Genomic DNA, 19,321 nt, shown 5'->3' on the forward strand with positions numbered 1-19,321 from the left:
GTATCCGCGGGTCACAGGTGGTACGCGTACTCCGTGAACTCCCAGTCGGTGACGTGCTGCTGGAAGCGCTCGACCTCGTTGCGCTTGTACGCGAGGTAGGCGGCGGTGAAGTCCTTGCCGAGGATTCCCGTGAGCGCGGTGTCCGCTTCGAGGGCGTCGAGCGCGGTCGGCAGGCAGTCCGGAAGAAGGGCGGACCTCGCGGTGTCGTAGCCGTACCCCTCAAGCGGCTCGGGCGGCTCGTCCCCCGCCTGGATGCCGAGCAGGGCCGCGGCGATGGTCGCCGCGATGAGCACATACGGGTTGGCGCTCGCGTCGCCGAGCCGCAGTTCGAGCCGGGACCCCGCTCCGCGCTCGGGCGGGATGCGGACCATCGCGCTGCGGTTGTCCAGGCCCCAGTCGACGAGCCAGGGGGCCACTGTGTCGGGCCCGAAGCGCTTGTACGAGTTGACCGTCGGGTTGACCAGGGCGGCCAGGGCCGGAGCGTGGGCGAGCAGGCCCGCGACCGCGTGCCGCGCGGTATCGGAGAGGCCGTAGGGACCGGTGGGGTCGTCGAAGACGTTGCGGGACTTCCCTCCGTCGCTTGCGTCGCAGGACAGGTGCAGATGGAAGCCCGAGCCGCCCGCGTCGTTGAAGGGCTTGGCCATGAAGGTGGCGAGCCTGCCCTCCTTGCGGGCGAGTTCCTTGACGGCGGCCTTGAGCCGGAAGGCGCGGTCGGCGGCGCCCAGTGCCTCGGAGTGCACGAGGTTGATCTCGAACTGCGCGCCGTCGAATTCGTGGTTTCCGTGAGTGATCCCGATGCGGAGGTCGCGCAGCAGCCGCAGCGTCCGCAGGAGGTGGTTGTCCGGGTCGGCGCGCAGTCCCGCGGTGTAGACGGCGCCCGCGGCGGAGCTGTAGCGCCGCCAGCCGCCGGGCGCGCCGGGGTCCGGATCGCACAGGAAGTATTCGAGCTCGGGTCCCGCGACCGGGCGCAGCCCGTGTTCCGCACAGCGGGCGAGCACCGCGCGCAGCAGGGCGCGGGGGGATTCGGGGGCGGGCGCGCCGGTCGCCGGGTCGGTGACATCGCCCAGGCAGGAGGCGACGCCGGGTTCCCATGGCAGCGTGAGGAGGGTGTCGAGGTCGGGGCGTACGACGATGTCGGGGAGCCCCGCGTCCAGGCCGCCCGCGATCGGGACGACATCGCCCTGGGGGCTGGTGTGGTAGACGGCGCGGCAGAAGGAGAGGCCGTGCGAGCAGGCCGCGGGCAGCTGGTCGAGGAGCACGTCCCGGGCGCGGTCGGTGCCGATGAGGTCGGGGTACGTCACCCGGACCACATCAATGCCCTCGACGGACAGTCGCTCCGTGAACTGGATTGCTTCTGAAGGTACTTGAGCACTCACCGACGTCTCCTCGGGCTGAGCGCACGCTATTGGTTTGGCTTCAAACGGTATGGATGCGAGACGCCTTCCCGCAAGAGGTGCGCACCTTCCCGCCAAGGCTGCTTCCACGAACTCCGCACCGCTGCAAGGGCATTGACCGTCCGGCGACACGTCTCTATGTTGTTTGGTATCAAACGAGTTCGGTCGAGCGGTTCGATCGAGCAGCTTGGTCATACGGCTCGGTTACGCAGTTCGGTCACAGGGAGTCGGCCCATGAAGGTCGCCGTCGACATGAACAAGTGCCAGGACCACGGGCAGTGCGTGTTCGCCGCCCCGGACGTCTTCCGCCTCGACGACAGTGGACACCTCGCCTATCTCAGCGATCCCGGTGAGACGTTCCGCACCGATGTCGAGGAGGCCGCCGACGTCTGTCCGATGCAGGCCATCCGGATCGAGGCCTGAGCGCCGTGACCGCGCGCGTGGTCGTGGCCGGGGCGTCGCTGGGCGGGCTGCGCGCCGCCGAGCAGTTGCGCGCCGCCGGCTGGACCGGGCCGATCACGGTGGTCGGCGACGAGCCCCACATGCCCTACAGCCGCCCCCCGCTCTCCAAGCGCGTCCTCGCGGGAACAGCACCGTTCGCCTCGCTGGCCCTCACTCCGCGGGCGAACGCCGCCGATGTGGAGTGGAGGCTCGGGACGAGGGTGACGGACGCCCGGCTGCGGGACCGCGTCGTCGTCCTCGATGACGGCGACGAGCTCGGCTTCGACGGCCTGGTCGTCGCGACCGGGCTGCGCTCGCGACGGCTGCGCTGCCCGGGACCGTCCGGACCGGGCAGTGGCCGCCATACGGTCCGGACACTGGCCGACATACGGGCACTGCGGGCCGAACTGGCTCTGCCCGGTGTTCAGTTGGTGGTGATAGGCGCGGGGTTCATCGGCTGCGAGGTGGCCGCCACCGCCGTCGGTCTCGGCGTCGCCGGGGTGACCGTCGTCGATGTCGCGCCCCTGCCGATGCTGCGCCCGCTCGGCGAGCTCCTCGCCCGGGCGCTGCTGCGCCGGCACGAGGAACGCGGGGTGCGGTTCGCGCTGGGGACAGGGATCGCCGGGTTCGCGGGCGAAGACCGCGTGACCGGGGTCGCCCTGAGTGACGGGCGGGTCCTGGCGGCCGATGTGGTCGTGGAGTCGGTCGGCTCGGCCGCCAACACCGAGTGGCTGGCCGGCAACGGCCTCGACCTGTCCGACGGCGTACTCACCGACGAGCACCTGCGGGTGCGGCGCGTTGCCGACGGGGCGGGCGCGGCCGCCGGGGCGGGCGGACGGGCAAGCGGCGCGACGGCCGAGGCGGACGGGCCGGCATCCGGCGCCGCTGCCGAGGCGGGCGGACCGCCCTACGGCACGACAACAGACGCGGGCTGCCTCCCCTACGTGGTCGCGGTCGGCGACATCGCCCGCTTCCCCAACGCCCGGTACGACGGCGTCCCGCGCCGGGTCGAGCACTGGTCGATCCCGGGCGACACGGCCAAGCACGCCGCGAAGGTGCTCGCGGCCCAACTCCGCTCACATGCCACCGACTTGGCACCCTTCGCGCCCCTCCCCTCCTTCTGGAGCGACCAGTACGACTTCCGGCTCCAGTCCTTCGGCTCGCCCGAGCTCGGGCACGACGACGTCCGGCTGCTCGACGGCGGGTCGGACGGCGACATGCTGGTGGGCTACCACCGCGACGGACGCCTCGTCGGCGTGGTGGGGCTCGGCGGACCGGCCGCCGCCGCGGCCGCCGCCCGGCACCGTCCTCTCCTCCTCGAAAGGCCCGCCCTCAGCCCGCAAGGAGCCGCCCCGTGAGCAGCGTCCGTGGCTACTTCCACCCGAAGACGGCGACCGGCGAATCGTCCATCGCCCCCGCACCCCCGTGGCTGTACTCGGGCGACGTCCTCACGGTCGAATACCGCACGGATCCGGAGCGCGTACGCGAACTCCTTCCCCACCCACTGGAGTTGGCGCCCGAGGATCCGGGAGCGGTCGCGCTCGTCTGGGCGGACTGGCAGTCCTGTTCGGCGTCGAAGCGGGAGCTGCTCGACCCGGTGCGCGCCCAGTACAAGGAGGCGTTCGCAGTCGTGCGCTGCTCGTACCGGGGGCAGGCCTATTCGCGCTGCGTGTACATCTGGGTCGACAAGGACTTCGCGGTCGTACGCGGCTTCCACCAGGGCTATCCGAAGAAGCTGGGCTCGATCCATCAGACCCGGCCGCACCCGTTCGGACCGGCGCCCCGGATCGAGCCCGGGGCTCGCTTCGGCGCCACCCTCGCGGCGGCCGACCGGAGGCTCGCCCAGGTGGTGGTGACGCTGCGTCAGCCTTCGACGACGGGCGGCTTCGTGAACGCACACCCGATGGCACATCACCGCTGGCTGCCCTCCATCGAGAAGGGCAAGGGGCTCGCCCTCGACGAGCTGATCGAGTCCGGCACCGCGTCCTTCGAGGCCGGCCAGGCGTGGGCGGGGGACGCCGACCTCGAACTCTTCGACTCCCCCACCGAAGAGCTGGCCCGCCTCGTGGTGCGGGAGCCGATCGCGGCGTACTACCGGCAGGTCGGCGTCGTGTGGGACGGAGGCAGACTCCTCGAATCCAACACCTCGGGAGCCGAGTGACTCCCGTTCATGGATACCCAGTTGGAGGCTCTTGTGCCGATCGGTCGGAGGATGGACATGACGAGTGAGCACATCGCCGCCGTCGCCGGTGTCGCCGTCGACACGCGGCACTGGATCGGCGGCGCGCGCGTCGGTTCCCCCACCGCCTTCACCGATGTCTCGCCGATCGACGGCCGCACGCTCGCGGGGGTGGCGCGCGGCTCCTCCTTCGAGGCCGGCGCGGCGGTGGCCGCCGCGAAGGCCGCCTTTCCCGGCTGGGCGGCCACGCCCCGCGCCGAGCGGGCCCGCATCCTGCACGCCATCGCCGACGGCGTACAGAAGCGCTCCGAGGACCTCGCCCAGGTCGAGACCCTCGACAACGGCGCGCTGCTCCGCTCCCACCGGCGCGGGGTGATGCCGAGGGTGGCGCACAACTTCCGCTTCTTCGCCGACCGGCTGCTCACCCTGGACCTCGACGACTTCGCGACCCCGGCCGGAGCCGTCAACCATGTCTCCTGGGACCCGGCGGGGCCGTGCGTGCTGATAACGCCATGGAATGCGCCGCTGATGCTGGCCACCTGGAAGGTCGCACCCGCGCTCGCCGCCGGGAACTCGGTGATCCTCAAGCCCGCCGAGTGGTCGCCGTTGACCGCGTCACTGCTCGCCGACATCGCGGCGGACGCCGGGCTCCCGCCCGGTGTCCTCAACGTCGTCCAGGGCTACGGTGCCGAAGCGGGCGCCGCGCTGGTCTCCCACCCGGACGTGCGCCGCATCGGCTTCACCGGGTCGGTGCCCACCGCCCGCCGCATCGCGGCCTCGGCGGCCGAACACCTCACCCCGCTGAGCCTTGAACTGGGCGGAAAATCACCGCTGTTGGTGTTCACGGACGCCGATCTCGATCTGGCCGTCGACCTGGCCGTGGAGCAGTACGACAACGCGGGGCAGGTGTGTCTGGCCGCCACCCGGCTGCTCGTCGAGGAGTCCGTCACGACGGAGTTCACCGCGCGGTTCGTCGCGCGGGCCGCCCGGCTCCGGCAGGGTGACCCGCGCGACGAGGCCACCGACATCGGGCCGCTGATCCATCCCACCCAGCTGGAGAAGGTCGACGGATTCGTACGGCGCGCGGTCGCGTCCGGAGCACGGGCCCGGCTCGGCGGCTCGCCCAACGCCGAGCTCGGCGGCACCTACTACCGCCCCACCCTCCTCACCGATGTGGCACAGGACAGCGAGATCGTCCAGGAGGAGGTGTTCGGCCCCGTCCTCACGCTCCAGACCTTCGCTGACGAGGACGAGGCGCTGGAGCTGGCCAATGACACCCGCTTCGGGCTCGCCGCGACCGTCGTCACGGCGGACGCCGAGCGGGCCCGGCGGGTGACCGAGCGGCTCGTGGCGGGAACGGTCTGGGTGAACTGCTTCTTCGTACGTGATCTGCGGGCCCCCTTCGGCGGTTCGCGTGCGTCCGGCATCGGCCGCGAGGGCGGCACGTGGAGCTTCGACTTCTTCTGCGACCTCAAGAACACCGTTACGGAACCGGGGAGTTGAGGGGACCATGGGCGAGATCGTCGGGGCGGGCCTGCTCGCGCACGTGCCCACCATCGTGCTGCCCGAGCCGGTGCGGCGCGAACTCAACGAGGGCATGGAGATCAGCCTCGTCACCGGCCTGCGGCAGCTGCGCGAGGACGTCTTCGCCGGTGACCGCTACGACACGGTGGTGGTTCTCGACTCGCACTGGGCGACCACCGTCGAGTTCGTCGTCACCGCGCAGAGCCGGCGCGCGGGCCTGTTCACCTCGGAGGAGCTCCCCCGGGGCATGTGCCGGATGCGGTACGACTTTCCGGGCGACCCTCAACTCGCCCATGGAATAGCCGAGTTCGCGGAACGGCACGGCACCTGGATCACCGCCGTCGACGATCCGTACCTTCCGGTGCACTATGCCACCGTGAATCTGTGGAAGTTCCTCGGCGAGGGGCTGCCCGACAAGCGGTGGGTGTCCATCGGGGTGTGCCAGACCGGTGACATGGAGGACCATCTGCGGCTCGGCCGCGCGCTCGCGGACGGCATCGCGGCGACGCCCGGTCGCAGGGTCCTGCTCATCGCGTCCGGTGCCCTCTCGCACACCTTCTGGCCACTGCGCGAACTGCGCGACCACGAGGCGAGCGATCCCTCCCACATCCGTACGCCCGAGGCGCGCGCGGCCGACGTCGAGCGCATCGCCTGGTTCAAGGAGGGCCGCCACGCCAAGGTGCTCCACACCATGCCGGAATTCCGGGAGTTCAGGCCCGAGGCGCGGTTCGCGCACTACTTGATGATGGCGGGCGCGCTCGGCGGCGAGGCCTGCACCGCTCCAGGCCGCCAGTACGGAGCGTACGAGAACTCGATCGGCACCGGACAGGTCCACCTGTGGTTCGACCGCCCCGCCGAGGGCTGGACCGGCACGGGCCTGCCCACGCCCGCCGCCCCGCGCCACCCGCACCGACGCGACCGGGAGGCCTGACATGCCCGAGTACCGCCGCATCCTGCTCGACGGGGCGCCCGTCCAGGTCGTGTGCGAAGGGGACGAACTCGTCGCCGGGGACGGCCGCCGCGTGAAGGACGACGAGGCCGCGCACCTGCCACCCGTCACTCCCTCGAAGGTGGTCGCGGTCCACCTCAACCACCGCAGCAGGGTGGAGGAGTTCGGGGCTCGACTCCCGTCCGCACCCACCTACTTCCACAAGCCGGTGTCGGCCCTCAACTCCCACCGGGGCGCGGTCGTGCGCCCGGCGGGCTGCAAGTGGCTCAACTACGAGGGCGAGGTGGCCATCGTCATCGGCAGGACCGCCCGCAACATCGCGCCCGAAGAAGCGGCCGCGTACATCGCGGGATACACCGTGGGCAACGACTTCGGACTGCACGACTTCCGTGACACCGACGCCGGTTCGATGCTGCGCGTCAAGGGCTCCGACACCCTGTGCCCGCTGGGCCCCGGCCTCGTCACCGACTGGGACTTCCGCCACAAGTACCTGCGCACCTACGTCAACGGCAAGGTGGCGCAGGACGGTTCGACGGACGAGATGCGGTGGGACATGCACTACCTGGTGGCCGACATCGCCCGCACCATCACGCTGCTGCCCGGCGATGTGCTCCTGTCGGGGACGCCGGCCAACTCCCGTCCCGTACAGCCGGGAGACGTCGTCGAGGTCGAGGTCGAAGGGCTCGGGCGGCTCACCAACCGCATTGTCGCGGGGCCGACCCCCATCCGCGTCGACGTCGGCGCCCAGCCCACCGAGTCCGAGGAAGTGCTGTCCACGGCGCTCGGCGGGGACTGGGAGTTCCGCGGCATTCGGGCGCCGCGCCGATGAGGCACCACATACGGGCACCGCACCGGGCATGCCACGGGGACGCCCGGCGCGGTGCTGCACCACCTGGGAAGCACCCACCCGCAGACCGAGCCCTGACAGGTGATCCGCGTGGACGGCAGGACGGCCGCAAGACAACCCACTGAGCAGAACTCCCCCACCGCCGGACGGCTCAAGCCGAACGCGCTCGGCGTGCTCGGCATCCTCTTCCTGGTCCTGTCGGCACAGGCGCCGCTGACCGGCATCGCGGGCGCGGTCCCGCTCTCCGTCGGCCTGGGCGACGGGCCCGGCGTGCCCGCCGCGTACGTTGCCGCCGGTGCGGTGATCCTGCTGTTCTCCGTCGGCTTCGTCGCCATGGGCCGCCATGTGGTCGACGCGGGAGCCTTCTACACGTACATCGGCCGGGGTCTCGGCCGCACCTCCGGCGCGGGGAGCGCGGCCGTCGCGCTCTTCGCGTACTGCACCATCCAGGCCGCGATGTACGGCCTTTACGGAGCGACCGTGAGCGGGATCGTCAAGGAGCACACGGGGGCCGAAGTGCCGTGGTGGGTATGGGCGTTGGCCACCATGGCCGTCGTGCAGGTGCTCGGCGCGACCGGCATCGAGATGGGGGCCAGGGTCCTCGCGGTGTTCGTCTTCGCGGAGATGAGCGTGCTGCTCGCCTTCGGCCTGGTGACGCTGTTCCGGGGCGGCGGACCGGAGGGGCTCGGCTTCGCGCACAGCTTCTCGCCGGGTGCGGCGCTCAAGGGCGCTCCGGGAGTGGCGCTGATGTTCGCGGTGGCGTCGATGTTCGGCTTCGAGGCGACCGCGATCTACGGCGAGGAGGCGCGCGATCCACACCGCACCGTGCCGCGAGCCACCTATCTGTCGATCGTCGTGGTCACCGCCTTCTTCGCCTTCACGTCCTGGATGGTGGTCGCGTCGTACGGTGCTTCCGGCGCGGCCGGGGCGGCGGGCAAGGCGCTGGCGGGCGGGGACGGATCGGCGTTCGTGTTCGCGCCGATCGCCGGGCGGTTCGGCGGCTGGGCGAACGACGTCCTGCCGGTCCTGCTTGCCACCTCCCTGTTCGCGGGCATGCTCGCCTTCCACAACTCCGCGAACCGCTATCTGTTCTCGCTCAGCAGGGAGGGCCTGCTTCCGCGCGGCCTGCGGAGGCTGAACCGGCGACACTCCCCCTGGGTGGCGGGCAGCGTGCAGACAACCATCGCCGTCCTGCTCGTCATACCGTTCGCACTGCTCGGCAAGGACCCGGTGCTCACCCTGTTCTCCTGGTTCAGCGGGGTGGCGGTGCTCGCGATGATGCTGCTGTACTTCCTGACCTCGGTATCGGTGATCGTCTTCTTCCGCCGCGGGCGGCTCGACACCCGGCCCTGGAACACGCTGATCGCCCCGATGCTGAGCTCGCTCGGCCTGGCGGGCGCCATCTGGCTGATCCTGGCCAACCTGACGACCCTCATCGGCGGTGACCGGACCACGGCGACGTGGCTCGCGCTGGCCGTGCCGGCGGTCCTGGCGCTGGGCGCGGGCGCGGCGCGGCTCATCCGTGGCAGAGCCGGGTGAATACTGCCGCGCGTCCGGGGGGCGCGGTCCCGGTCCTGCCTGGCCGGGGCGGAACGCCATGAGCTTCGCCGTGCGCCCGCTCGTCGCGATCCCGGCCCGCTTCGCGGCCTCCACCTCGGCACTGCGGTACGCGGCCGAGGTCAACGCCCGTGCGCTGATCGAGGCGGTGTGGCGGGCGGGCGGCGAGCCGGTCACCCTGCATCCCCACGCACCGGGCGGCCGGGCGGACCCGGCCGAGGTGGGCGCCCGGCTCGCCCGCTTCGACGGCGTCCTGCTGCCCGGGGGTGGTGACATCGCCCCGGGCCGATACGCCGCCGAGCCGCATGCCAGCGTGTACGACATCGATGCCGAGCAGGACGGCTTCGACCTCGAAGTGACGTATCAGGCACTGGAGTTGGGGCTGCCGCTCCTCGCGGTCTGCCGGGGTCTCCAGGTCGTCAACGTCGCTCTGGGCGGCACGCTGCACCAGGACATGAGCGGGCTCGGGGGCTCACACCGGCACCATGTGCACCGGGTCGCCGTCCGGCCCGGCACGCTTCTCGCGCGGGCGGCGGGCGCGACGAAGGTGACCGCGTCCTGCTTTCACCACCAGCGGGTCGACCGTCTCGGGGCGGGCCTGACGGTCACCGCCCGTGCGGCGGACGACACGGTGGAGGGCCTTGAACTGCCGGGCCACCGGGGTTGGTTCGTTGCGGTGCAGTGGCATCCGGAGGACACGGCGTGCGGGGATGCCGCGCAGCGGGGGGTGTTCGAGGCGCTCGTGCGGGCGGCAGCCGGCCGCCCACTCCCCGGGTCGTGACGGGTGGCCGACAGGATCGGGGCGGAGCCCCGGCGCCCCACCCCCTGGCGGGCCGAGTCGCTCAGGCCCCCGGACCCCTCGGGCGTCGCCCACTGCGCCGCGGCGCCGGATCCGCCCCGCCCAGAAGCTCGCGCCGCCGCCCCTCCCCCCGCTCCTCGACCTGCAGCACCACCCGCCGCAACCCGTCCGCGACACTGCGGCACTCCGCATCGTCCAACTGCCCGGTGACAAAGGCCTCTTCGTCGTTGAAGCGCGGGAACAGGCCCTGCATCAACGCCTCCCCCTCACCGGTGAGGCTCAGCAGCACGAGCCTGCCGTCGGTCGGGTGGCCGGCCCGCTTCACCAGGCCCCGCGCCTCCAGCGTGCGGGCGACCCCGGTGAGCGTGCCCTTGGAGATGCCCGCCTCCTCCGCGACATGCCGGGTCTCCGACTCGCCCCAGATCCACACCACCCAGAGCACGACGAACGCGGTCCACGTCAGATCGCAGCCGCGCAGCACGGAGTTCTCCAGGTGCTGTCGGACCGCCGAGGCCGCTCGGTAGATGTTGGCCACCACGGCCATCTGGTCATGGCGGATCGGCGCACCGCCGAGCTTCGCCTGCGCCAGCTGTTCTGCTTCGGTGATGGATCGCCGGCCGGGCACGGGCCACACCCCTTCGACGCCGCGGGGGCGGCATGGGTCGAGGACATCGTTCGGACTCAAATTGTACGAACGCGGCGCGCAAGCCGTCCCGCCCCTGGACGTGACGGCTTCCGCGCCCCCTCACCCCTGGCCCTCGCGATCAGCCGAATCGCACGCTCAGCGGCAGCCGTACGCCGAAGCTGAGGGTCTGTCCCGGCTGTGCCGCATCGAGGAATTGATTCGGATCGCATTCCGCGTCCTCGTACAGAATGGCGGTGCTGTTCGTTCCGTTGTGGACACCCAGCGCCTCGCCGCTGAGGATGAAGCAGAAATGGTCGGGCGGATTGTCGATGGTGGTGATTCCCCCGGTGTCCGCACGCCGATAGCTGAAGCTTCCCGTGGCGGCCTGGGCATCGGTGCAGAGCCCGGCCATCGCGGTGAACAGCGACACCCCTGCACCCGCGACCAGAACCGACCTGGCCACCCTCTTACCGGTAAGCGCCCGCCTGAGTACACGAATCGGTACCCGACTGATCGCGCGACTGCGCACACGCATCTGTGACCCCTCTCTCCCTCGCCCAACTCTCCCTGTAGATGGGCCATTTGAGCGTGCTGCTCGGGCCTGGGAACGGAAAGCGACTCACCCCCGTCTTCACCCGGACGGCCCAGCGCACACGCTCGACGCACGGGCGCGGGCGGGCGCCCGGACGGCCCGTACACGCCCATTCGAGCGGTTGTCAGCGGCATTTTTCCTGCGGAACCATCGAGGGACCCAGAGGGGGGGTGCCTATGCACAGGCGAGTTACGCCACAGAAAATCCTGCGGAAAGCAACGCGGAAAGTGACGCCCACGCGGCGCACAGCTCCAATTAGGCGGCTGGGAACGGCAGTTGGCGGGGCTCTTCTCCTGATCGCCCTGCTGCCGTCGAGCGCCCAGGCTGCCGACGGACAGTTCCCGTACATCCGATCCGACACCGGAACACTCGACGCACTCGTCAATCCGCAGAACGGTGTGTGCCTGCCAATTCCCGGCGGCGCGGCTCACGCGGGCAACGACACCGACGCCACCGCGTTCGTCTACGCGGACACCGGCTGCCAGCAACTCCTCGCGATCGTGGGCGTCGGAGGGACATGGGACCAGACCAACCCACCGCCGCTGCCCGCCCGCAGCGTGGGATTCGGTTCCGGCTAGCCCGTTGTCCGATCAGGCGGTCAAGCACACGTCACCTTCACAGCAAGGGAGTTCCATCATGAACGTTCTCCGGCGGGCGAGCAGAGTCCTCGTGTCCGCGGCCGCCATCGGTGCCACCGTCCTCGTCCTGAACCCCGCGACGGCTTCGGCCGATTCCCATGGGAGCGCGGTCCGTTCGGGAGTGGCGGCCGACTACAAGTGGTTCACCTGGGGCGACCTGAACGTCGGTGACTGCCATCAGACGGGCGGGCACCTTCAGCTCTACTCCGACGGCAAACTCACGTTCAGCGCCACCACCTGGACGACCTTCACCCTCAGCGGCGACATCTGGCACTCCCGGTTCAAGCTGAACAACGCGTCGGGCCAGACGATGTACACCACCGGCACGTACAACAGCCCGACCATGTGGCCGAGCAAGCACCACGACTACACGGTGCAGGGCACCTTCGAACCCAGCGTTTACCACGCCATCGCGAGGGTCGTCCAGCACTCCGAGTGCTGAGACCCGCAGCTGGATCAAGCGGCGGCGCTGTGCTTCGCAGAGCACAGCGCCGCTTCTTCATGTGCTGGGCGCGGGATGCGGCGGCGGGCCTACGGACGCGGGGAAGCCGGGCCGAACGGTGGCAGCCCCCGTGGCCTGTCGCGTTGGGGCGGACGGGTGATGTCCGGCGTGTTGCGCGGCGCGGCGCGGCCGCGGCACCGCGCGGGCATGAGAAGGAATCAGACAGAACCCTGTTTTGTATGACAATCATCCCAACCAGAGGAACTGTGCATGCCTGCAGCACTCCACGCCTTCGCCCGCGCCCGTACGCGGGCCGCCGCCGTCGCGGCACTCACCCTCGCGGGAACCGCCCTGACCGGCACGACGGCCGCTTTCGCCGCCCCCGGCGACAACGGCGACGTCAAGATCCACTCCATGGGGACGGCCTTCACCGACCAGAGCAACAACCCGAAGGTCTGCGGTTTCTACCTGGACGGCTTCAACTTCGACACCGTCCAGGGTGTCACCTGGAACATCAGCCCCCAGCCGGCCAGGGCCGGCGGTGCCACCCTCACCGGCACCCTGCGGCTGGCCGGCGGCACCGGATACAGCACGCCTCTGACGCTGCCCGACGGGCAGTACAAGCTCGTCTGGAACGTCGCCGGCGGCAGCGGCGCGGCCAAGCAGAAGGTCTTCAATGTCGACTGCGCGCCGGCCCCCCGGGCCGGAGCGCCGCTGGGCGGGGTGCCCGCGGGCGGCGGCGGCCTCGCTCAGACTCCGGGCGTTCCGCAGGCGGGAGCCGCGGCAGGCGTGGGACTGGTCTCGGTCGCCGGAGTGCTCTATGTCCGCCGACTCCGCCGCCGCCGCTCCGATGGCTCAGCGTAGACGCGCCCCCATCGCCCGGCACCGGACGCGCGCCTACCGCCTGACGAGGACGGCGGCCCTGGCCCTGTCCCTGGTGGTGGGCGGCATCTGGGTGGCCCACCACGGCGAGCCCGCCCCGCCTGCCGGCGACGGGCCGCGGTTCGCCAAGGCGGCGGCCGACCCGGCCGGCGACAGCCGGGGCCCGGCATCCCCGCGTCCGGCACCCCCGCGCCCGGCGGCGCAGCATCCGGTCGCGCGGCATCCGGTGGCCCCGCGTCCACTGCCGCCGTCCCCGGCGGTCTCGCTCGCCGTCCCGTACCTCGGAGTCGAGGCGCCGGTCGTCGCCCTGGGCCTCGACGCGCAACGCCATCTCACCACCCCGCCCGTGGACCACCCGAAGGTGGTGGGCTGGTATCAAGGCGGTCCGTCGCCCGGCGAGTCGGGCACGGCCGTCGCGGTGGGACACCTCGACACCAGGACCGGGGGCGCCGTCTTCGCAGGACTCAAAATGCTGCGCCCCGGCCGGCTGGTCGAGGCCCGCCGCGCCGACGGCAGGATCGCCGTGTACACCGTGGACCGCATCAAGACGTACGCGAAAGCGCACTTCCCCGACAAGGAGGTGTACGGCCCGACAGGCCGCCCCGAGCTGCGCCTGATCACCTGCAGCGGCCGGTTCAACGCGAAGACGGGGTACGAGAGCAACCTAGTCGTCTTCGCCCACCTCACCGAGGTCCGCACCACGTCAGCGCGCCCACCGGGGCCGCAGCAGATGAAGCACTGAACGCATGAGGCGCCGACCGCCTCAACTCCCGGCCGAAAAGCGCCCCTTGGGGTTCCGGTGACGTTCCGTGGCTATTGACACTCCCGTCAATGACATGGACATTACTAGTCGCTCATCCGGCTCCCCCGCCGCCCCACCCGAGCGGCCGGGAGCCGTGCTCCACCCCCCACCCTCGTCACATCCATGACGCACGGTCCTGGAGGAGCCACCCATGAGACGACACAGAACCGCCCTGGCCGCAGCCCTGCTCACCGCCGCCGCAGGGCTCGCCTCGACGCAGAGCGCCCACCCCGCCACCGCGCACCCCGCCACCACACCCTCCCCGAACGCCCCCCATCGCGGCACGGTGGCCGGGGCCCGCACCCCGGACCACAACCCGGCGCGAGACCGCGCCGTAGCGGCCCTCAAGAAGGGTCGCAGCACCGCTTTCCGCACGAACCAGGCCGAGCCCACCCACAATTGGTGGGGTGTGTTCCCCCAGCCGGGCACCCACGACGGCATCACCGCGACCCACACCGTCGACCCGGGCTACCGGGTGAGCGATGCCGGCAACTTCACTTACGCACCCACCACCAAGGCACAGAACTCCTGCATGGAGGTGGTCACCGCCTACTGGAACAGCGGCAATGAGATATGGGCCTGGGACTGGTGCGGGGCGGGCGGCCCGGCCAAGACGGTCGCCGTCGACGCGGACTTCAAGGCGAAGTACACCCGGCCCTCCGGGAACGAACTCGCCTACAGCGTCCAGCTCGTGCGGGACCCCGGCTCCGGCAACAGCTGGTCGTCGTACCTCTACAACTACCGTTCCGCGCGATGGGAGTTGCTGTATCGCCAGTCCGGTCAGGACCAGAGCGGGCTCGACCACGGGTGGGACATGTTCGAGATATACGCGAGCGTGAACCCCTCGACCGGCACGGGCTACTACTGCACCGAGGCACGCAACACCGTCTTCGACAGCAGCGCGATAGAGCTCCGCCACAACGGCACCTGGAAGCCCGCGAGCCCGTCCGACTCGCCCTGGACCGATGAGAATCCGTCCGGACAGGACTTCCTCTGCCCGCAGTTGAACTTCATCCAGGCGGGCGCCGACGACCACTGGACCGTGCGTCAGTAGAGGCAGCCCCATCTTTTTCCGGGCACGGCACTAGGAACCTCAGGGCCGTCTCGCTACTCTCCGCGCATGATTTCCACGGTTGTCTGGGGTACCGGCAATGTCGGCCGTGCGGCGATACGTGCCGTCGCGGCCCATCCGGAGCTTGAACTCGCGGCCGTCCTGGTCCACGACCCGGCCAAGGTCGGCCGTGACGCCGCTCAACTCGCAGGTATGGACGGCCAGTCGGACGTCGCCGCCACTGACGACATCGAGGCCGTGCTCGCCGCCGGCCCCCGGGCCGTCGTGTACGCGGCATCCGGTGACATCCGGCCCGACGAGGCCGTCGCCGACGTCACCCGCGCGATGCGGGCGGGCGCCGTGGTGGTCACCCCCGCGCTGTATCCGCTCTACGACCACCGCAGCGCCCCGCCGGAATTCCGGGACCCGGTGCTCGCCGCCGTCGCGGAGGGCGGCGGATCCCTGTTCGTCTCCGGCGTCGACCCGGGCTGGGGCAACGACGTACTGCCCCTCCTGATCAGCGGCCTCGGCAGCACCGTGGACGCGATCCGCTGCCAGGAGATCTTCGACTACTCCACGTACGACCAGGAGGACTCGGTCCGCCATCTGATCGGCATGGGGCATCCGATGGAGTACGAGCCGCTCATGCTCGCGCCGTCCATCCCCACCATGGTGTGGGGTGGTCAACTGCGCCTCATGGCAAGGGCGTTGGGCGTCGAGCTCGATGAGATCCGCGAGACCATGGACCGGCGCGCGCTCGATGCCACGGTGAGCACCCGCACGATGGGCACCTTCGAGGCAGGCACGCAGGGCGCGGTGCGGTTCGAGGTGCAGGGCATCGTCGAGGGCGAGCCGCGCATCGTCATCGAGCACGTCACTCGCATCCACCCCTCCTGCGCCCCGGACTGGCCGGTCCCGCCCGGCGGCGGCGACGGGGCGCACCGGGTCGTCGTCGAGGGGCGCCCGCGCATCGAGGTCACCGTCGAGGCGAGTGATGAGGGCGAGAACCGGTCCGCGGGCGGCAACGCCACCGCGGTCGGCCGCCTGGTGAATGCCATCGACTGGCTGGTGGCCGCGGAACCCGGCCTCTATGACGCGCTCGACGTACCGCTGCGCCCGGCAGTCGGCAGACTCGGAAGGAAGCAACGATGAGAATCGACATCCCCGAGGGCCAGGAGCCGATCGGGTACGTGTGGGGCGACATGGTCCCCGGCATCGGCATGGCCGCCGCGAACTTCTCCCTGTCCGTCTACTCCCATACGACCCTGGGGCTGCGGGAGTTCGAGGCCGCGCGGCTGCGGATCGCGCAGATCAACGGCTGCCATTTCTGTCTGGACTGGCGGACCGACCGGGACGGCGAGAAGGTCGAGGAGACGTTCGCCGACGCGGTCACGGAGTGGCGCACCACGGAAGCCTTCGACGACCGTACGCGGCTGGCCGCCGAGTACGCCGAGCGGTACGCGCTCGACCACCACGGCCTCGACGAGGAGTTCTGGGCGCGGATGACCGCGCACTACAGCCAGGTCGAGATCGTGGAGCTGAGCATGAGCATCGGCTCGTGGCTGGCGTTCGGCCGGCTCAACCACGTGCTCGGCCTCGACTCGGTGTGCGTGCTGCCGACGCACTGAAAAGACGCACTGAAAGGGGCCGTCCGGCGTCCCGGGCGGCCCCGCGTTCGCGCCGTCACGTGAGATCGGCGGCGATGATCTTCTCGATGTTCCGTTCGGCGAGCGCCGTGATAGTGACGAACGGATTGACGCTGGTGTTGCCCGGGATCAGCGAGCCGTCGATGACGTACAGGCCCGGATAGCCGTACAGGCGCCCGTAGTTGTCGGTCGCCTTGTTGAGCACCGCGCCGCCCAGCGGGTGGTAGGTGAGCGTGTCGTTCCAGATCTTGTACGCGCCGAACAGGTCGGTGCGGTAGATCGTCCCCTCCGTCGCGTTGATCTTGTCGAAGATGGTCTTGGCCATGTCGATGGACGCCTGCTTCCAGGCGGTCTGCCAGTCCAGGTCGACCCGCCCTGCCGTGGGGTTCCAGGAGAACGTGCCGCGGTTGGGGTTCTTGGTGATCGACAGGTAGAACGAGGCGTACGTCTCGATGCCAGTGGGCAGCGGCGCGACTTCGGCGAACGCACCACCCGCATTCCAGTTGTCGATGCCGCCGCACGGGATGGACGCCTGGACCTTGCCGGTGGGGTCCCACATGTAGTTGGCGCGGCCGCACATGACGTTGCCGTTGTCGCCCCAGCCTCGGCCGATCTCGCCGTTGAGGTTGGGCAGCGCGCCGGTGGCCTTCAGTTTCACGAGGAGTTTGCTGGTGCCGACGCTGCCGGCCGCGAAGAACACCTTGTCCGAGGTGACGGTCTTGGTCGCGGTGACGTCGCCGCTGGTGTTGAGCTGCTCGATGACGACGGTGTAGCCGCCGGAGCCCGGGGACACCGAAGTGACCCTGTGCAGCGGGGAGATGGTGACCCTGCCGGTCGACCTGGCCTGTGCCAGATAGGTCTTCTGGAGCGACTTCTTGCCGTAGTTGTTGCCGTACAGGATCTCGCCCGCGACGGCCGACTTGGGGACGGTTCCGGCCGACTCCTGCTTCATGTAGTCCCAGTCGTACACGTCGGGGACGAACACGAACGGGAAGCCGGAGCGCCCCGCCTGCTTGCGGCCGACGCGGGCGAACTGGTAGCAGTCCACAGTGTCGAACCAGGCCGGGTCGATGAGCCCCGAGCCGAGTCCGGCGTTGGCGCGCGGGTAGTAGGTGTTGTACATCTCGTCGGGGTTGACGGACGGGAGGATGGCGCCGAAGTTCTCGCGCTTGGGCGTGACCGCCATGCCGCCGTTGACCAGCGAACCGCCTCCGACGCCGCGGCCCTGGTAGACGGTGATGCCGCTGAAGTCCTCGGCGTCCAGGATGCCGGTGTAGCGGGGGATGTCCCGGTCGATCGGAATGCCGAAGAAGTTGCTCAGCGGCTGCTTCGTCTTGGTACGCAGCCAGTACGAGCGGTAGTCCGGCGCGGTCGTGTTGCAGAAGATCTTGCCGTCCGAGCCGGGGGTGTCCCAGGCCATGCCCATCTCGATCATCTGCACGTCGACGCCCGCCTGGGCGAGCCGCAGCGCGGCGACCGAACCGCCGTATCCGGTGCCGATGACAAGCACCGGGACATGGGCACCGTCTCCGATGGGGGCGGCCTGGGCGACGGTCGCCGCATGCGCCGCGGTGCCGTGACCGACTAGGGCGGCGGCACCGAGAATAGAACCCGTTCCAGCGATGAATCTTCGCCGAGAAACACCCGGGGAACCTGAAGTTTGCATGGTATTGTCACTCATGTGACATTCCTCACTCTCGATGGAGTGAGAACAGGTTCTACTGGCGCTTGCCTGATAAGTCACTAGATACCGATAGGTAATTTGTGGCCGGTTAAGCGCCCTCTTCCAGGGCGAGCAGCGGGCTGCCCCCGAACGATTCGCCCCGGTCTCGCAGCGCCGTGGAGAACCGCCCCCGGGACATGCCCGCCCGGAGATAACCGGTCACCTCGTTCCAGCGGTCGCCCCTGCGGGGCACGGGCCGGGCGATGCCGTCCGAGCCGATGAAACAGGGCACAAGGCCACACCGTCCGATGCCGTCGTCGTCGAGCTCCACGATCGCCACGGCGGTGATCCGGGCGCTCGGATGGAAGGGGAATTCCGGACTTCCCGGCCGCGGGTAGAAGCCGTACTCACCGAACGCCTCCTCCAGATCGTCCGGAGTGGCCCGGTCCACGTCGAAGCCACGGGAACGCAGGTCGTCGGCGAAGCGCGGCATGTCGAACACGATGTGCCCGAGCCCGTGGAACACCGGCGTCCCGTCGATGAACCCGACTCCCTTGAAGAGGTGTTGATGGTGTCCGAGCACGAGGTCCGCGCCGGCGCCCGCGAGGAGTTCGGCACACAGCCGCTCGTGCTCGGTGATCACCCAGGGCCGCGTGTGGTCGCCCCAGTGCACGCTGGCCACCACCAGGTCGGCCCGGGCTCGGGCGTCCCGCACCGCCTTCTCGACCTGCGCCCAGTCGTGCTCGTCCAGGACCGACACCACCTTCGCGGGCAGCCCGGGGCACACGTGGCCGGGCAGCGGCGCGGTGTAGCAGTCCTCGGCGCGCAGCGCTGCCACGCCGGGGGCGGACGGCCCCGCGTGAGTGCCCACCGGCAGCACGGACGTACAGGCCACCAGCGCGACGCGCACGCTGCCCACCCGCAGGACGGCCGGCCTGAGCGCCTCCTCGATCGACTTCCCCGCCCCGACGGTCTCGACGCCGTGCGCCGCCAGGGTGTCGAGCGTGTCGTCGAGGCCGCCACGACCGGCGTCCATCGCATGGTTGTTGGCCACGGACATGACGTCGAAGACGGACAGCGGCACGGCGTTGGCGGTCGCCACGACGGTCGACGCGGTCATCCCCGGCATCGGGCCGTGCCGGTCGGTCAGTACGCCTTCGAAGTTGCCGAAGACCAGGTCCGCCGCGGCCAGGACCGGAGCCACCCCTTCGAGTGCCCGGTTCGGCCGCACCCGGTCGATCAGTACGTCGCCGACCGCGGCGATGGTCCTGACGGCCATCACGGGGTCCG

Annotated in this window: 20 protein-coding genes; 15 read left to right on the top strand and 5 right to left on the bottom strand. The window is 70.4% G+C overall.

The window, feature by feature from the left end:
- Positions 1 to 11: 11 nt before the first annotated feature.
- Positions 12 to 1,376: a glutamine synthetase family protein gene (locus tag ACSHXC_RS02155; RefSeq protein WP_438289869.1), complete on the bottom strand. Its 1,365-nt coding sequence runs from the start codon at positions 1,374 to 1,376 to the stop codon at positions 12 to 14.
- A 252-nt stretch (positions 1,377 to 1,628) separates the two neighbouring features.
- On the opposite strand from ACSHXC_RS02155, the gene ACSHXC_RS02160 reads away from it, so the two are divergent.
- From ACSHXC_RS02160 to ACSHXC_RS02195, 8 genes are all read left to right on the top strand, one after another.
- Positions 1,629 to 1,817 (top strand): ferredoxin, encoded by a 189-nt coding sequence (locus tag ACSHXC_RS02160; RefSeq protein ID WP_438289870.1) that lies wholly within the window; start codon positions 1,629 to 1,631, stop codon positions 1,815 to 1,817.
- Between the two features lie 5 nt (positions 1,818 to 1,822).
- The gene (locus tag ACSHXC_RS02165; protein ID WP_438289871.1) at positions 1,823 to 3,193 is read left to right on the top strand and encodes an NAD(P)/FAD-dependent oxidoreductase; all 1,371 of its coding nucleotides are present in this window, start codon (positions 1,823 to 1,825) and stop codon (positions 3,191 to 3,193) included.
- A complete protein-coding gene (locus tag ACSHXC_RS02170) occupies positions 3,190 to 3,996 on the top strand; it encodes an acetoacetate decarboxylase family protein (protein WP_438289872.1) in 807 nt (268 codons plus the stop codon). Before ACSHXC_RS02165 ends, ACSHXC_RS02170 begins: the two co-directional genes overlap by 4 nt.
- A 57-nt stretch (positions 3,997 to 4,053) precedes the next feature.
- Positions 4,054 to 5,517, top strand: coding sequence for an aldehyde dehydrogenase (locus ACSHXC_RS02175; protein WP_438289873.1), 1,464 nt, complete (start codon positions 4,054 to 4,056; stop codon positions 5,515 to 5,517).
- 7 nt (positions 5,518 to 5,524) lie between these two features.
- The gene (locus ACSHXC_RS02180) at positions 5,525 to 6,469 is read left to right on the top strand and encodes a 3,4-dihydroxyphenylacetate 2,3-dioxygenase (RefSeq protein WP_438289874.1); all 945 of its coding nucleotides are present in this window, start codon (positions 5,525 to 5,527) and stop codon (positions 6,467 to 6,469) included.
- Between the two features lies 1 nt (position 6,470).
- Positions 6,471 to 7,316, top strand: a complete 846-nt coding sequence (locus ACSHXC_RS02185; protein ID WP_438289875.1) for a fumarylacetoacetate hydrolase family protein — start codon at positions 6,471 to 6,473, stop codon at positions 7,314 to 7,316.
- A 108-nt stretch (positions 7,317 to 7,424) separates the two neighbouring features.
- On the top strand, positions 7,425 to 8,873 hold the full coding sequence (locus ACSHXC_RS02190) for an APC family permease (RefSeq protein ID WP_438289876.1): 1,449 nt from the start codon (positions 7,425 to 7,427) through the stop codon (positions 8,871 to 8,873).
- Between the two features lie 58 nt (positions 8,874 to 8,931).
- Positions 8,932 to 9,672: a gamma-glutamyl-gamma-aminobutyrate hydrolase family protein gene (locus ACSHXC_RS02195; RefSeq protein ID WP_438289877.1), complete on the top strand. Its 741-nt coding sequence runs from the start codon at positions 8,932 to 8,934 to the stop codon at positions 9,670 to 9,672.
- A gap of 61 nt (positions 9,673 to 9,733) precedes the next feature.
- On the opposite strand, the gene ACSHXC_RS02200 is transcribed toward ACSHXC_RS02195, so the two are convergent.
- Both ACSHXC_RS02200 and ACSHXC_RS02205 read right to left on the bottom strand, forming a co-directional pair.
- A complete protein-coding gene (locus ACSHXC_RS02200) occupies positions 9,734 to 10,315 on the bottom strand; it encodes a MarR family winged helix-turn-helix transcriptional regulator (protein WP_438289878.1) in 582 nt (193 codons plus the stop codon).
- Between the two features lie 139 nt (positions 10,316 to 10,454).
- Positions 10,455 to 10,745: a hypothetical protein gene (locus ACSHXC_RS02205; protein WP_438289879.1), complete on the bottom strand. Its 291-nt coding sequence runs from the start codon at positions 10,743 to 10,745 to the stop codon at positions 10,455 to 10,457.
- Between the two features lie 389 nt (positions 10,746 to 11,134).
- On the opposite strand from ACSHXC_RS02205, the gene ACSHXC_RS02210 reads away from it, so the two are divergent.
- The 7 genes from ACSHXC_RS02210 to ACSHXC_RS02240 all read left to right on the top strand — a co-directional run bounded on the left by ACSHXC_RS02210 (position 11,135) and on the right by ACSHXC_RS02240 (position 16,350).
- Positions 11,135 to 11,485: a hypothetical protein gene (locus ACSHXC_RS02210; protein WP_438289880.1), complete on the top strand. Its 351-nt coding sequence runs from the start codon at positions 11,135 to 11,137 to the stop codon at positions 11,483 to 11,485.
- Between the two features lie 58 nt (positions 11,486 to 11,543).
- Positions 11,544 to 11,987, top strand: a complete 444-nt coding sequence (locus ACSHXC_RS02215; RefSeq protein ID WP_438289881.1) for a DUF6294 family protein — start codon at positions 11,544 to 11,546, stop codon at positions 11,985 to 11,987.
- A 270-nt stretch (positions 11,988 to 12,257) separates the two neighbouring features.
- Entirely contained in the window at positions 12,258 to 12,851 is a 594-nt protein-coding gene (locus ACSHXC_RS02220) for a hypothetical protein (protein WP_438289882.1), read from the top strand.
- Positions 12,808 to 13,611, top strand: a complete 804-nt coding sequence (locus ACSHXC_RS02225) for a class F sortase (RefSeq protein ID WP_438289883.1) — start codon at positions 12,808 to 12,810, stop codon at positions 13,609 to 13,611. Before ACSHXC_RS02220 ends, ACSHXC_RS02225 begins: the two co-directional genes overlap by 44 nt.
- Before the next feature lie 211 nt (positions 13,612 to 13,822).
- Positions 13,823 to 14,725, top strand: a complete 903-nt coding sequence (locus ACSHXC_RS02230) for a carbohydrate-binding protein (protein ID WP_438289884.1) — start codon at positions 13,823 to 13,825, stop codon at positions 14,723 to 14,725.
- Positions 14,726 to 14,791: 66 nt separating this feature from the next.
- The gene (locus ACSHXC_RS02235) at positions 14,792 to 15,874 is read left to right on the top strand and encodes an NAD(P)H-dependent amine dehydrogenase family protein (RefSeq protein ID WP_438289885.1); all 1,083 of its coding nucleotides are present in this window, start codon (positions 14,792 to 14,794) and stop codon (positions 15,872 to 15,874) included.
- On the top strand, positions 15,871 to 16,350 hold the full coding sequence (locus tag ACSHXC_RS02240; RefSeq protein WP_438289886.1) for a carboxymuconolactone decarboxylase family protein: 480 nt from the start codon (positions 15,871 to 15,873) through the stop codon (positions 16,348 to 16,350). Before ACSHXC_RS02235 ends, ACSHXC_RS02240 begins: the two co-directional genes overlap by 4 nt.
- Positions 16,351 to 16,405: 55 nt before the next feature.
- Here the strand turns inward: ACSHXC_RS02240 and ACSHXC_RS02245 are convergent, their stop codons facing one another.
- On the bottom strand, positions 16,406 to 18,034 hold the full coding sequence (locus ACSHXC_RS02245) for a GMC oxidoreductase (RefSeq protein ID WP_438289887.1): 1,629 nt from the start codon (positions 18,032 to 18,034) through the stop codon (positions 16,406 to 16,408).
- Positions 18,035 to 18,140: 106 nt separating this feature from the next.
- On the bottom strand, positions 18,141 to 19,310 hold the full coding sequence (locus tag ACSHXC_RS02250) for a CapA family protein (RefSeq protein ID WP_438289888.1): 1,170 nt from the start codon (positions 19,308 to 19,310) through the stop codon (positions 18,141 to 18,143).
- Positions 19,311 to 19,321 lie beyond the last annotated feature (11 nt).

Origin of the sequence: Streptomyces sp. HUAS TT7, from assembly GCF_051550175.1 — a bacterium.
In the GTDB taxonomy this organism is placed as follows: Bacteria; Actinomycetota; Actinomycetes; order Streptomycetales; family Streptomycetaceae; genus Streptomyces.

What these genes read in the sequence shown, in the direction of transcription:
- ACSHXC_RS02180 (WP_438289874.1), top strand. Translation starts at nt 5,525, where the DNA reads ATGGGCGAGATCGTCGGGGCGGGCCTGCTCGCGCACGTGCCCACCATC.
- ACSHXC_RS02225 (WP_438289883.1), top strand. Translation starts at nt 12,808, where the DNA reads ATGTCCGCCGACTCCGCCGCCGCCGCTCCGATGGCTCAGCGTAGACGC.
- ACSHXC_RS02175 (WP_438289873.1), top strand. Translation starts at nt 4,054, where the DNA reads ATGACGAGTGAGCACATCGCCGCCGTCGCCGGTGTCGCCGTCGACACG.
- ACSHXC_RS02250 (WP_438289888.1), bottom strand. Translation starts at nt 19,310, where the DNA reads ATGGCCGTCAGGACCATCGCCGCGGTCGGCGACGTACTGATCGACCGG.
- ACSHXC_RS02185 (WP_438289875.1), top strand. Translation starts at nt 6,471, where the DNA reads ATGCCCGAGTACCGCCGCATCCTGCTCGACGGGGCGCCCGTCCAGGTC.
- ACSHXC_RS02195 (WP_438289877.1), top strand. Translation starts at nt 8,932, where the DNA reads ATGAGCTTCGCCGTGCGCCCGCTCGTCGCGATCCCGGCCCGCTTCGCG.
- ACSHXC_RS02230 (WP_438289884.1), top strand. Translation starts at nt 13,823, where the DNA reads ATGAGACGACACAGAACCGCCCTGGCCGCAGCCCTGCTCACCGCCGCC.
- ACSHXC_RS02245 (WP_438289887.1), bottom strand. Translation starts at nt 18,034, where the DNA reads ATGCAAACTTCAGGTTCCCCGGGTGTTTCTCGGCGAAGATTCATCGCT.
- ACSHXC_RS02240 (WP_438289886.1), top strand. Translation starts at nt 15,871, where the DNA reads ATGAGAATCGACATCCCCGAGGGCCAGGAGCCGATCGGGTACGTGTGG.
- ACSHXC_RS02235 (WP_438289885.1), top strand. Translation starts at nt 14,792, where the DNA reads ATGATTTCCACGGTTGTCTGGGGTACCGGCAATGTCGGCCGTGCGGCG.
- ACSHXC_RS02160 (WP_438289870.1), top strand. Translation starts at nt 1,629, where the DNA reads ATGAAGGTCGCCGTCGACATGAACAAGTGCCAGGACCACGGGCAGTGC.
- ACSHXC_RS02220 (WP_438289882.1), top strand. Translation starts at nt 12,258, where the DNA reads ATGCCTGCAGCACTCCACGCCTTCGCCCGCGCCCGTACGCGGGCCGCC.
- ACSHXC_RS02215 (WP_438289881.1), top strand. Translation starts at nt 11,544, where the DNA reads ATGAACGTTCTCCGGCGGGCGAGCAGAGTCCTCGTGTCCGCGGCCGCC.